At 55.7% G+C, this 12,297-nt stretch carries 14 protein-coding genes and 1 tRNA gene; 12 read left to right on the top strand and 3 right to left on the bottom strand.

Features of this window, described 5'->3' with window-relative positions; translation table 11 throughout:
* Window positions 1–43: 43 nt before the first annotated feature.
* Genes C5L39_RS08960 through C5L39_RS08950 form a run of 3 tightly spaced genes read left to right on the top strand, consistent with a single transcriptional unit; the run spans window position 44 to window position 2,120 of the window.
* Entirely contained in the window at window positions 44–1,279 is a 1,236-nt protein-coding gene (locus tag C5L39_RS08960) for a S1C family serine protease (protein WP_123048536.1), read from the top strand.
* Between the two features lie 54 nt (window positions 1,280–1,333).
* On the top strand, window positions 1,334–1,912 hold the full coding sequence (locus C5L39_RS08955; RefSeq protein ID WP_245974950.1) for a MogA/MoaB family molybdenum cofactor biosynthesis protein: 579 nt from the start codon (window positions 1,334–1,336) through the stop codon (window positions 1,910–1,912).
* Entirely contained in the window at window positions 1,905–2,120 is a 216-nt protein-coding gene (locus C5L39_RS08950) for a hypothetical protein (protein ID WP_123048534.1), read from the top strand. The genes C5L39_RS08955 and C5L39_RS08950 overlap by 8 nt, the downstream gene beginning before the upstream one ends.
* Window positions 2,121–2,126: 6 nt before the next feature.
* Here C5L39_RS08950 and mscL read toward each other — a convergent pair whose 3' ends face one another.
* The 3 genes from mscL to C5L39_RS08935 are packed head-to-tail and all read right to left on the bottom strand — an operon-like array spanning window position 2,127 to window position 3,843.
* Window positions 2,127–2,528: a large conductance mechanosensitive channel protein MscL gene (gene mscL / locus C5L39_RS08945; RefSeq protein WP_123048533.1), complete on the bottom strand. Its 402-nt coding sequence runs from the start codon at window positions 2,526–2,528 to the stop codon at window positions 2,127–2,129.
* A gap of 53 nt (window positions 2,529–2,581) precedes the next feature.
* Entirely contained in the window at window positions 2,582–3,211 is a 630-nt protein-coding gene (locus tag C5L39_RS08940) for an SAF domain-containing protein (RefSeq protein WP_123048532.1), read from the bottom strand.
* A gap of 38 nt (window positions 3,212–3,249) precedes the next feature.
* On the bottom strand, window positions 3,250–3,843 hold the full coding sequence (locus C5L39_RS08935; RefSeq protein ID WP_123048531.1) for a 5-formyltetrahydrofolate cyclo-ligase: 594 nt from the start codon (window positions 3,841–3,843) through the stop codon (window positions 3,250–3,252).
* A 65-nt stretch (window positions 3,844–3,908) separates the two neighbouring features.
* On the opposite strand from C5L39_RS08935, the gene C5L39_RS08930 reads away from it, so the two are divergent.
* The 9 genes from C5L39_RS08930 to C5L39_RS08890 all read left to right on the top strand — a co-directional run bounded on the left by C5L39_RS08930 (window position 3,909) and on the right by C5L39_RS08890 (window position 12,289).
* Entirely contained in the window at window positions 3,909–4,862 is a 954-nt protein-coding gene (locus tag C5L39_RS08930) for a UTP--glucose-1-phosphate uridylyltransferase (RefSeq protein WP_123048530.1), read from the top strand.
* A 19-nt stretch (window positions 4,863–4,881) separates the two neighbouring features.
* A complete protein-coding gene (gene glp / locus C5L39_RS08925) occupies window positions 4,882–6,156 on the top strand; it encodes a molybdotransferase-like divisome protein Glp (RefSeq protein ID WP_123048529.1) in 1,275 nt (424 codons plus the stop codon).
* Window positions 6,157–6,849: a GNAT family N-acetyltransferase gene (locus C5L39_RS08920; RefSeq protein ID WP_123048528.1), complete on the top strand. Its 693-nt coding sequence runs from the start codon at window positions 6,157–6,159 to the stop codon at window positions 6,847–6,849.
* Between the two features lie 117 nt (window positions 6,850–6,966).
* The gene (gene sepX / locus C5L39_RS08915; RefSeq protein ID WP_123048527.1) at window positions 6,967–8,082 is read left to right on the top strand and encodes a divisome protein SepX/GlpR; all 1,116 of its coding nucleotides are present in this window, start codon (window positions 6,967–6,969) and stop codon (window positions 8,080–8,082) included.
* A 76-nt stretch (window positions 8,083–8,158) separates the two neighbouring features.
* Window positions 8,159–8,231, top strand: a tRNA-Ala gene (locus C5L39_RS08910).
* A gap of 462 nt (window positions 8,232–8,693) precedes the next feature.
* A complete protein-coding gene (locus C5L39_RS08905) occupies window positions 8,694–9,623 on the top strand; it encodes an ABC transporter ATP-binding protein (protein ID WP_123048526.1) in 930 nt (309 codons plus the stop codon).
* A gap of 27 nt (window positions 9,624–9,650) precedes the next feature.
* Window positions 9,651–10,466, top strand: a complete 816-nt coding sequence (locus tag C5L39_RS08900) for an ABC transporter permease (protein ID WP_123048525.1) — start codon at window positions 9,651–9,653, stop codon at window positions 10,464–10,466.
* A gap of 12 nt (window positions 10,467–10,478) precedes the next feature.
* Entirely contained in the window at window positions 10,479–11,669 is a 1,191-nt protein-coding gene (locus C5L39_RS08895) for a sensor histidine kinase (RefSeq protein WP_123048524.1), read from the top strand.
* Window positions 11,666–12,289: a response regulator transcription factor gene (locus tag C5L39_RS08890; protein WP_123048523.1), complete on the top strand. Its 624-nt coding sequence runs from the start codon at window positions 11,666–11,668 to the stop codon at window positions 12,287–12,289. The genes C5L39_RS08895 and C5L39_RS08890 overlap by 4 nt, the downstream gene beginning before the upstream one ends.
* Window positions 12,290–12,297: the final 8 nt, after the last annotated feature.

Raw genomic sequence — 12,297 nt, 5'->3', positions numbered from 1 at the left:
CGTACAGCAAGCATTCAGCTAAGAATCAATGGGGGAGTAGAAGATGAACGGCATGAATGATGAAACGACACCAGATGACCGTGGGTTTCAACCAGTTAATTCGCCATATCAATCTTGGGATAGCAACGCCACCAACCCAGGGGTAGAGACTGGATCAACTCCAGAAGCTAGGCCGGAACCTGCCCCAGCGGTCACTCCCGAACCCGTTCCGGAGCGGAACAAACGGACGGTGGGGTTGGGCACCGCTTTGGCGCTCATGCTCGTGGGCTCAGTTGCTACCGGTGGAATCGTTGGTGTCGCGGTGGCTAATACCGGCGCACAGAGCAACGTGGTTAGCTCCCTGGACCAGTCCAGTGCCCCAGTGCCTGAGGCATCGGGCAATGGTGTGGGACAAGTTGCCGCAGATGTGTTGCCGACGGTGGTCTCTATCGAACTGAGCACGAATCTCGGATCCAGCAGCGGCTCCGGATCGATCATTTCTTCGGATGGCATGGTGCTGACCAATCATCATGTGGTCTCCGGATCGGAGCAAGGAACCCTTCAGGTCACGCTCAATGACGGCCAAGTGCTGCCGGCTGATTTTGTGGCTTCCGATCCGAGTACTGATATCGCAGTGATCAAGATTCGCGATGTTTCTGGTCTGCCAGTGATGGGTTTTGGCGACTCCGATGAGATTTATGTCGGTCAAGAAGTTGTGGCTGTGGGCTCCCCGTTGGGACTAAGCTCCACGGTAACTTCGGGCATTGTCTCCTCGTTGAACCGTCCGGTGCGTGCCTCAGATGGGGGAGGGGAATCCTCGCTGATCGATGCGATTCAGACGGATGCAGCGATTAACCCAGGCAACTCCGGCGGGCCACTAGTAGATATGAACGGCAATCTCATTGGCATGAACTCTGTTATTGCCTCGCTCAGCAGCGGGGATGAGGCAGGCTCAATCGGACTGGGTTTTGCTATCCCCTCGAACTTTGCCAAGCGGGTTGCAGATCAGCTTATTTCTGACGGTCAGGCCGCCCAACCGTTGCTAGGCGTCCAGGTTGCAGCCCGTACCGATGTCAACGGTGCGCTTATCGCTGGTGTGGAAGCAGATGGTCCTGCCGATCAAGCTGGCCTAGTGGAAGGTGATGTGGTCACCCGCCTCAATGATCGGGTTATTGATAACTCAGATGCACTCATTGCAGCTGTTCGTTCCCAGGACTTCGGGGAGACTGTGACCTTGGAAATTAGCCAACCAGATACCGGACAGACGCGGACGGTAGAGGTTACTCTGACCACAGAGTAGATTTAGCGAATATATGATTGTTTACCCACCTCAGAACTCAGGATGGACTACACGATGAATACCGTCCCGGAACAGCCCCGGACCTCAGCTTTTCTCGACGTCGCGGAGCCTGATGAGCAGTATTTGCTCGCCGCAGAACGGGAAGAAAGGCTCTCTGCCCGTCGTCGGGCGTTAGTTGTACTGATCTCTGACCACACCATTGGCTCTGGAGAAGATACTGGCCGCCTAGTCACCGAGTTATTGGTGGAAGATAGCTTCACCGTGGATGCTGTGGTTTCGGTGCAGTCGAAGAAATCACAAATCCGTCAGGCTATTGAGACCGCCGTGGTTGGCGGAGTCGACTTAGTACTGACAGTTGGCGGAACTGGCGTTGGGCCACGAGACAAGACCCCAGAAGCCACCCGAGTGGTGCTCGATCAGATGGTGCCAGGCATCGCCCAAGCGTTGAGAGCATCGGGACTAGCCTGTGGCGCGGTCGATGCGTGCACCTCGCGGGGTATTTCCGGGGTGTCTGGGTCAACGGTAGTGGTTAACTTGGCGCCCTCCCGCGCGGCGGTGCGCGACGGTATGGCTACTCTCGGCCCGCTGGTACACCACGTTATTGACCAACTGCAGAAATACACCGTTGAGTGAAAAAAACCCCCGTCGGCGGCAGCGCCGACGGGTGGTGCGCTATTCCGATGCCCCGAATATTGATCGGAGCGTCGATCGCCCAGACCGGCGATTTAACACGGAATCTACCCCAGATTCATTACGTGAAGTCGTGTTTGATCCACAAGACGAAGACACCCCAGAAGGCGATGCCTTCTGGGATGAGCAACGTCCTCCCCACTACGGGTAAGTCCTTTTAGGCCTGCTTCTTCAGCAGATCACGGATCTCGGTGAGCAGTTCAACATCGGTCGGGGCGACATCTTCTTCGCCGGAATTGACTCCGCGACGCTTGTCCTGGAGCTCCTTCAACTTGTTCATCGGAGCAACGATGACGAAGTAGATGATGGCAGCGACGATCAGGAAGTTGATGGCAGCGGTGATCACAGCACCGAAGTCCATGAAGGTAGCTTCATTGCCAGCGATGATGTAGAAACCTAGGCCATCGGCGTCAGCGCCGCCTAGTGCTGCGATGAGGGGATCGATGAGGTTGCTAGAAAAAGCGGTGACGATTGCGGTGAATGCAGCGCCAATGACCACGGCCACTGCCAGATCGATAACATTGCCGCGCAGGATAAAGTCTTTGAATCCTTTAAGCATGGGAGTCTCCTTCGGAGGTATTGGTCACTCTAGACAAGAGAATCGTATACGCACTACGACCCAGTGGCGCGTTCGCCGGTCAACACCACGGCTAACGCTGTATTCAACGAAGCCGCGGCTACCTCGCTTGCTGCGTGGGCAGGCAATGCAATAAGTAGGGTTCCCGGCTGCTCTTGAGCCGAGGCCAAAATGATTCTTCCACCGGTTGCAATTACCTGGGTACTTCCATCTTCTGGGGCTTGAGAGACGATGGTGACGGTGTCTCCGTGGTGCAAAAGCGGAATGACCTCCGGCTCAGCCAACCTCAACGGCACGAGATGGGTGATCTCTCCGGTGCTGAAGTGTGCGCCACTGGGGTCGAGAAATCGATCCTTGGTAGCTACCTCTCCGACTGCGGCAGCCGCAACCACCACTTGCCCATCTACGTCGGACGGATTTATCAGTGCCGTTGCCGGAACCAAGTGCGCGGGAACATCAACTAAGGCAACGTCTTGCTCTGAGGCTGTCTCTCCAGCAGCCAATGCGCGTTCAAACACCAGCGCCTGAGGTTCCTGCGCCAAGCTATCGAGCAAAGCTAACGCTAGCGCGCCGGCCAAGAGCAGACTGGCACCACTGCGCCGCAAAAGCATCGATCGGCGCCAGCCGGGGGTGGATAAAACATGTCGCAGTGACTCAAACCTCATGCCTCATTGGACTGGACTAGGCGACATGAGGTTCCCTGCTAATGAAAAGTCCGGATCCCAGAGGGAGTGATAGCCATGTCGACGGCTGCGTCATGGTCTTCAGTCGGTACATCAGACCTGATCTCTCCGTTGTAGACCAGCACAGCAGTCCGCGGAGGATCAGCCAGTTTCGTTAGCTGCGCCAGCGCCCGATCGTAATAACCACCGCCCTTGCCCATTCGGATCCCTTCTGGGCTGACTCCAAGGGCAGGGATCAGGATGAGCCGGCAGGAGCTGATTGCCTCCGGGCCAAGTCGGGGGCTCGCAGGTTCTGCGATTCCCAGGACTCCTGGGTTCAGCGCCAATCTTCCCTGGTACTGAGCCCAATCCAGGATATTTCCAGGCAGGCAGATGGGAAGGAGGAGGGAAGATGCCTCACCATGGAGGGCGTCGAGAAGCAGCTGCCCGCCGGGTTCGCCGGGGAGTGGGGAATAGGCAGCCACCGAGGTCTCGGAGGGGCTCATCGACCTCAATAGTGCTGCAGTATGCGCGATGATCGATGAATCTTCATGTTGGATCTCATCGGCTGTCATCTCGCGGCGGGCCTGTTGAATACGTGCCCGCAATTGCGCCTTGCGTTTCCGGGTGTCCATAGCTCCACCCTAACCGCGGCGGGGGTTAGCCAACCACCGAGCGTTGACGGGTATGGTGTGGCTTTATGAGCTTGTCATTTAGCGCGCACCCCCATGGCGTGAAGACTGTCATTGTCCCTGCTGCAGGGATGGGGACGCGTTTCCTCCCCGCCACCAAGACAGTGCCTAAGGAGTTGCTGCCGGTGGTAGATACCCCCGGCATCGAATTGATAGCGGAGGAGGCTGCTGCACTGGGTGTTTCCCGAATGGCCGTGGTCGTTGCGCCGAACAAACAGGAGGTGCTGGGGCACTTCGGTCAGTTCCCAGAACTGGTGGAGACCCTCACCCAACGAGGAAAGCTTGAGCAGGTGTCCAAGGTGCAGCGCGCCGGGCAGTTGATGACCCCGGTTGCCGTAGAGCAAGACAAGCCACTGGGCTTAGGACATGCCGTTGGCTTGGCTGAAGAGGTCTTGGACGATGACGAAGATGTCGTTGCCGTCATGCTTCCAGATGATCTGGTCCTTCCCGTCGGCGTCCTAGAGAAGATGGCGCAGGTCCGCGCTGAACTGGGCGGCTCCGTACTATGCGCCTTCAATGTGTCTCCGGAGGAAGTATTTAACTACGGAGTATTTGATATCCAAGAGATTTCCGCCGATGTTGATTTGCCAGCTGAGAGCGTTAAGCGGGTCGTCGGCATGGTGGAAAAGCCAGAGGCATCAGAAGCACCATCAACTCTCGTAGCAGCGGGTCGTTACTTGCTTGATCGAGCCATTTTCGATGCTCTCAGGCGCATCACACCAGGTAAGGGTGGTGAGCTGCAGCTGACAGATGCTATTGAGCTGATGATCAAGGAAGGTCACCCAGTCCACATCGTCATCCATGAAGGCAAGCGCCATGACTTGGGCAACCCGGCTGGCTATATTCCTGCCTGCGTTGATTTCGGGTTGAGCCACCCGGTCTATGGCCCGGCATTGCGTAAGTCCATCACCGATATTCTCGCGGAGCATGACGCCCTGGCTGCCGCATCTGAGCAAGGCTGAGCAGAAAGGGGCTGAAGCAGTGCGATCCGTTGAGCAGCAATTAGCGTTGGTCGCCGATGCCTCGGTGACCCCAGAGCCGGTCCGCATCGCGATCGCGGACGCACTGGGCCTGATGTGTGCCGAGGAAGTCCAAGCAACTCGAGCATTGCCGGGCTTTTCGCAGGCCGCTATTGATGGCTACGCGGTTCGTGCCGTCGATGTTGGCGGTGAACGAGGGCTAGGTAGCCCAGTTGCTGACCCAGATGCCCCGGTGGAGCCGATTGAGCGTTCACTTCCGGTGGTCGGAGAAGTAGCCGCTGGCTCCCAGCAACCCCTGCGCCTGCAACCCAAACAAGCGGTGCGCGTTCATACCGGTGCCCCGTTGCCGACGTTGGCGGATGCCGTCTTGCCGTTGGAGTGGACCGATCGCGGCAAACGCCGGGTCACTGCGCAGCGCGTCGTTCGTTCTGGAGATTTTGCCCGCCGTGCCGGGGACGATATTCGCCCTGGAGATGTAGCGGTTACTGCCGGCTCCGTGTTGGGACCAGCTCAGATTGGCTTATTGGCTGCGGTGGGTCGCAGTAAGGTGCTGGTCTACCCGCGGCCACGGATGTCTGTGATTTCGGTGGGCCGAGAGCTCGTCGATATTGATCGGGAACCCGGACTTGGACAAGTCTTTGACGTCAACTCTTATTCACTAGCTGCTGCCGGACGTGAAGCTGGTGCGGATGTTTATCGGGTGGGCATCGCTGCAGGCGAACCTCGCCGACTCCGCGAAATCGTGGAAGCACAGATCTTGCGCAGCGAAGTAATCGTTATCGCTGGCGCGGTGGGCGGTTCCGGCTCTGAGATTTTCCGGCAGGTATTGGAAGAATTGGGTGAGATCGATACCTCGCGTGTGGCCATGCACCCTGGCTCTGTTCAGGGTTTCGGGCTGCTAGGCGAGGAACGAGTACCAGTATTTTTGTTACCGGCCAATCCGGTCTCTGCCTTGGTGACTTTTGAGGTATTTATTCGGCCATTAATCCGGATGTCACTGGGCAAGAGAAATTCTAATCGACGAGTTGTTCGTGCCCGAGCACTCAACCACATCTCATCTCGGGATGGGCGTCGAGGATTTATTCGGGCTCGGCTGATGCGGGATGCTGAAACCCACGATTATCTGGTCGAAGGCCTTGGTGGTGCCGCGGGCGCACCAGCTCACCTATTGGCAGGTTTAGCAGAGGCCAATGCCATGATCCGCGTGCCCGAGGACGTCACTGAGATCCGTCCCGGCGACGTAGTCGAGGTTATGTTCTTGTCCCAGGGGGCCTAGTTGCTCGATCCATTCGGCCAGGCCATCCACAATTTTAGAAGGCCAGCTAGTGGCCCTCGCGACCTTGTTCATCCAGGGTGGCCAGAATCTACTCCCACCGTGACTTTGGCGGATGGGGGCCGTATTCGACTGCGCCCACTTGTTCGTGGCGATGGTCAGGCGTGGCGTGAGCAGCGCATCCTCGATGAGTCTTTTCTACGCCCCGTGGAGCCCACCGTCGGTGGCACCTGGGAGCTGGCTCATTCCACCTCTGCGTGGTGGAATAACCTACTTGGCCTGCGGCACGCCGCCGCCCAAGGCCAATTGATTGCGTTGGTCATTGAACTCGACGGCCACTTCGCCGGCCAAGTAACTTTAGGCAGCATCCAGCATGGGTGCGTCTCAGATTGTTGGATTGGCTACTGGGTTCATTCGGCCTATATGGGGCGCGGGGTGGCCACGGCAGCTTGTGCATTAGGCACTGACCATGCTTTTCGCAGAATTGGTCTGCACCGGGTTACCGCGACCTATTTGCCCGATAATCCCGCCTCCGGGCGAGTTCTCCAACTGGTGGGTTTCCGAGATGAGGGTTTTCTCCGCAAAAACCTCCACATCAATGGTCGGTGGCAAGATCATCATTATGTCGGGCAGACGGTTGAGGATTACCCCGAGTCTTGTACTGCTCGGTTGCGCCGTGCTGGAAGACTGCGCTGAAATCTGCTCAATTGGGCATTTAGCCCCGGTGGGTCGGCGTGGGAATAGAAGGTATCCACCACAGGCAGTTACTCTGGATGCCATTCCCATCCCCGTCTCCGGAAGGTGGCACGACCTGTGTCCGGAAGCCTGATAATCGTCCTGATCATCGTGGTGTGGCTTTTTGTCCTCGCTCCGCTACTGCTTCGTGGCCAAAAGCCGATCAGTAAGGCTGGCGAAGCCTTCGATGACACCCGAGTTCTCTACGAGGGTGGCTCCGGTGAGCTTCCCGTTCGTCGACGCCCGCGGTTGTCGTCCTCAGATGTTCATCGCTCTACCGATGAACGCAGTGATGACTATGAGGTCGTTGACGCGGAAGATGATGTCCTGATTGAAGATTCGCAGCCTTCCAGTGGCTTCGCCGCCGCAAATGCGATTAAAGGTGTGTTCTCTCGGAAATCTGAGGAGCCGGCCGAGGAGATCATTGATGGTGGAATCGTCCACGAACTCAACGCTTCGCACACCCACGACACTGATTCGGAACTAGAAGACGAGCAGTCGGCTGAGCTTGAGATTCTCGACGATGAGGATTTTGATCGGGAGTCTACTTATGACTATGACGATTCCTATACCTCTCCAGCGGACCTGATGTACCCGGCTTCGGACGCTGACCAGCCGGAGCCAAGCGCGTCCGATTCCGAGGCTTCTCGAAGCGAAGACGACCAAGAAGCTCTCGATGATCTTTCTGAAGATGAGCTGGCCTTTGCCCAACATCGCAGTAGCCGTGGCGGCTGGGATCCGGTGTCCGACGCAGAGCATTCGACCAGTCGTTATCAGCGCCGCCAGCGCACCTTAATCGGTCTAGTCGTTGCCACGGTGGTAACAGTGGCACTGGGCTTTATCCTCGGTGGCTGGGCCTGGTCACTGCCGGTACTCGCACTGGCGGCTACCGTCATGTATCTAGTTGCCTTGCGCAATCAGGTCCGAGCAGAAGAAGCTCTGCGTTTGCGTCGAGTACGTCAACTGCGTCGTGCTCGCCTCGGAGTGCGCAATTCCGCCGATGAAGAACTCGCTATTCCGCGCAACCTTCGCCGGCCGGGTGCAGTGGTGCTAGAGCTCGATGATGAGTCACCGGACTTTGAATACCTCCCGGTCACTGACGCACACTTCGAGACCGAGCAGGAGCCTCCTCGCGTCGATCGCCGCTTTGATATCCGCAGCCGTCGCTTCGGAGATAGTCGCCGAGCCAGCTAGAGCGTCTCTTTAGCGCCTGCGATTTTCTAGGAACGAGATCGTAGGCGTAACGTGTAAAAGTGCCTTAGATGGTTAAGGGGCTATAGCTCAGTTGGTAGAGCGTCGCGTTCGCAATGCGAAGGTCTGGGGTTCGATTCCCCATAGCTCCACTCTTTTTCTTTCCGCTGATGGTGCCCAGGCCCTCGTATTAAAGCTGACGATGGTGGCCGCTGTGCCCGCGGGTTTCATTGACTTCACGGTTAAGCTCAAAGCAACTATCTGCTCGATCAGCCTCGGATCTGGTGTGGCAGAAACACTGGAGATTCCTAGGTTGTTTCAAGGACATATGGCCGATAACTGCTGCCGGGGTCACCTCAGATCTGAGAACTCGAGTCAGCGCTGGTCATCGCGACCTAGACCTAGCGCAGACTCACGTGTTCTCTCAGCTTGGTATCTCTTGGGGTGTGCTTTCTCTCCGACGCGGTAGGGCTAGTAACTGCTGTTAAGAAGCAGGGAAGCGATAGATGATCAAGGCTGATGACATTTGTCATCTCTTCGGTATGACAGACCGGTGGCCAAGTCTTGACATATGGCTCTAACAGCAACGATGCGTATAGGGCAGGATTGTTGCTATGACAAACACCCAGACTGCGATCGATGTCGTCGGCCTCTCGCGTACCTACGACACAGGCAAAAAGACATATGAGGCCGTAAAGAACTTGAGCTTCCAAGTCCACAGTGGGGAAGTCTTCGGTCTATTGGGCACCAATGGTGCGGGTAAAACCTCCACCCTTGAAGTAGCCGAAGGTTTGGCTAGTCCCTCAACCGGCGAAGTGCGTATCCATGATCTAGACCCCATCGCCGATCGGGCAGCATTACGTCCTGAATTGGGCATTATGCTGCAATCTGGCGGGCTGCCGTCGCAGTTGACTGTGCAAGAAACCATGCAGATGTGGCACGGCACCTGTACACACCCAAGAAGAATTTGCGACGTCCTTAGCGACGTCGATCTCACCCACCGCGTAGACGTGAGGGTTGGCGCGCTTTCGGGCGGAGAGCAACGCCGGCTTGACTTAGCCTGCGCGTTACTTGGCGATCCTTCGATTCTCTTTCTCGATGAACCAACAACTGGCCTTGATCCAGAGTCACGCCGAAAGACCTGGGAGTTGCTACTCGCTTTAAAAAATCGTGGTGTGACTATGCTCCTGACCACTCATTATCTGGAAGAAGCAGAATTTCTAGCTGATCGTCTAGCCATTATGAATTCCGGCGAAATCGTCCTCGAAGGGACGCTTTCCGAATTGGTGAGTCAAGTTCGCTCGGAAATTAGCTTTAGCGTTGGCACCCAACCAATGCCAAAACTTCCAGTGCTTTCTGGGGCAACGGTGAGTCACGAGAATAGCCGCGTGGTCATCACCACTGCGCAACTCCAAATGCACACATTAGAGCTGCTTCAATGGTCCGCGGCCAACAGTATTGATCTACCGGACTTTGCCGCCCACCCTGCAACCCTGGAATCAGTGTTTATGAAAGTTGCAGGCGCTGCCGCCACTTCGTTTTAACCAGCGACAGACTTAGGAGAATTTGATATGACTACCGAAACTCTCGATCGATCCTCACCACGTACTGCGTTTTCTCGTGTTCGTGCTTTGGGGACAGCTGAATGGTTACAATTTCGTCGGAACAAAACCATTCTATTTATGGCCACCATATTCCCTGTGGGCATTCCACTTGTGTTGTTTAGTATCGGCTCAAGGGGTGCGGTAGAGGCCGCCAACACCATCGATATTTTTGTGTTGTACACATTATTGTTCGTGCAGTTCTACACGGTGTTATCGATGGTGACCACTCGTCGGGATGAACGGGTACTCAAACGCTTGCGCACGGGTGAGGCCCGGGATTGGGAAATCCTTGGCGCAATTTGTATTCCCGGGGCACTGCTGAGCATCGTGTTCACCATCGTGATCGTTCCGCTGCTCATGATCATGGGCGCCCCTGCACCTGTCAATCTCATCCCACTTGCGTTGGCAGTGGTCCTTGGACTGATTCTAGCTAGTGCACTGGCCTTTGCTACGAGTGGATTTACCCGCAATGCTGAAGCCGCACAGCTAACCTCTATGCCGGTGATCACGGTAGCAATCCTTGGTTTGGGAGCTCTTCGGCCGATGTTCGGTGACAGCATCCTAGCTAGCATGGTCAACTACACCCCATTTGCTGCGATCAGTGATCTAGTGCAACTGGGTTGGGCGGGAGCTACTTTCAGTGATTCATTAGCTGGCGCAGAGGCTTGGAGTTTTGCTGGTGTGCTGGAACATTCAGTCCAGCCACTGCTGATAATTCTGGGTTGGACAGTGCTAACTGTTGCCGTTACTCGCCAGTACATGCGCTGGGATACTCACCGCTAACAGAGGATTCTGATGATTGATTCCCACTCCACTCGGCTCAATGGCCTGATTTCTCCGCTGCGGAGATGGCGGGGTCTCGACAATGTAGCTAAATACGCCTCATATACGCGGATATCTTTGCAGATCATTCCGGTGGCAGTGGCTATTGGCTCTCTTCGCGCTGCTGCTGAGCGACAGGTTTTCGGCTGGCATATTGCTCTAACCAGCTCCTATGTGGTCGGAATTCTAGTTTTCGTCATTCTGGTTTATCAGTATCATCCAGACCTCAACACTGAGGTAAAGCGTCCGGTGGAACCCATTTTCCGAGTTGGATTAGCTGTCACCATGCTTGGTTTGGTGGGCTCGCTGATCTTGCAGAATCTGGCCTTTTCTTGGATAGATCAACCATCAGCAATCACAATCTCGTTGGTCTCTCTCTTTGCTCTTTCCGTGGGCTATATCCCGTGGTTTAGCTACCGTTGGATAGTCAGTATTGTGCTCACCGCACTTGTAGGATTCGTGGCTCAGTTGACTACCCCGCAGCTATATATCTGGTGGCTGATCCCGCTGTTTGTGACTCTCACAGTGTCTCTCTCGATATGGACAGTCAACATTATGAAAGAGGTAGAACGATCCCGCGAGCTGGAAGCATCTTTGCGTGTTACCGAGGAACGCCTGCGCTTTTCCCAGGAGTTGCATGACACTCTGGGCCAACATCTCGCTGCTATATCACTAAAATCTGAGCTTGCACTCGCGCTAGCCAGGCGAGGAGATAAGCGTATTGAAGGCGAACTGCGTGAATTACAGCAGCTCACGCGCATCTCTATGTCGCAAATGCGAGAAGTCGTGCATGGCTATCGATCTATCAACTTGGCTACGGAGATAGAAGGCGCGCGTAGTTTGCTCAGCGATGCACACATCACGGTGCATACCCACGGTGAGATCTCTGAAGTGTTGGGACCTCAACGGGCGTTGTCTGCGTGGCTAGTGCGTGAAGCTACCACCAATGTGTTGCGTCATTCTGATGCAACCACGGTTGACTTATATCTCGGGGCGAAAGAGGTCCGGGTGACAAATAATGGAGTACAAAGCCCCATCGGAACCTTGTCTGGTCTGAGCGCACTGCGTCAACGTGCCGAAGCTGCGGGAACTTCGTTGCTTGTGGAGCACGAAGGAGATCACTTTACTGTTCGAATCATCTCAGAAAGGGCTATTAGCTCATGATCTCTATTGCCATCGCTGATGATGAATCCCTTGTCGCCAGTTCTCTTAGTACGCTGCTCGGGTTGGAAGATGATCTGGAGGTGGTTTGTACTCGTGGTTCAGGAGAAGAAATTATCACCTGGTGGAATAGCCGATTGAGAGCAGGAGATAACACCGCTGACGTCTGCGTCCTAGATCTAAAATTGGGCGGCATTGATGGCATTGATACCGCGGTAGCATTGCGCAACCTTAGTGCAAACCTCCCGGTGCTGATCGTGACCAGTTATGCCAGACCTCGCCAACTGAAACGAGCGCTGGCTAATGGCATCTTGGGTTTTCTACCCAAGACTTCCACCGCAGAAGAATTTGCTACCGCTATCCGCGGTGTTCACTCGGGGAGGCGCTACATCGATCCAGAGCTTGCCGCTATGACCATCAGCGCAGGTGCTTCACCACTGACTGAACGCGAAGAAGAGCTTCTAGAGCTGGCGGGCCAAGGAAAAAGTGTGGAAGATATCGCAGCTTCTGCACATCTAGCACCCGGTACAACCCGCAATTATCTTTCCCAAGCTATGAATAAGGTCGGTGCTCAGAACCGTTTTGGAGCATTTACTCGCGCCCGAGAACTGGGTTGGCTCTAAAGACCTGG

The sequence above is a fragment of the Corynebacterium alimapuense genome, assembly GCF_003716585.1.
In the GTDB taxonomy this organism is placed as follows: domain Bacteria; phylum Actinomycetota; class Actinomycetes; order Mycobacteriales; family Mycobacteriaceae; genus Corynebacterium; species Corynebacterium alimapuense.
Note: the sequence above shows the minus strand (reverse complement) of the source record. Positions and strands in the feature narration are given on the sequence as shown.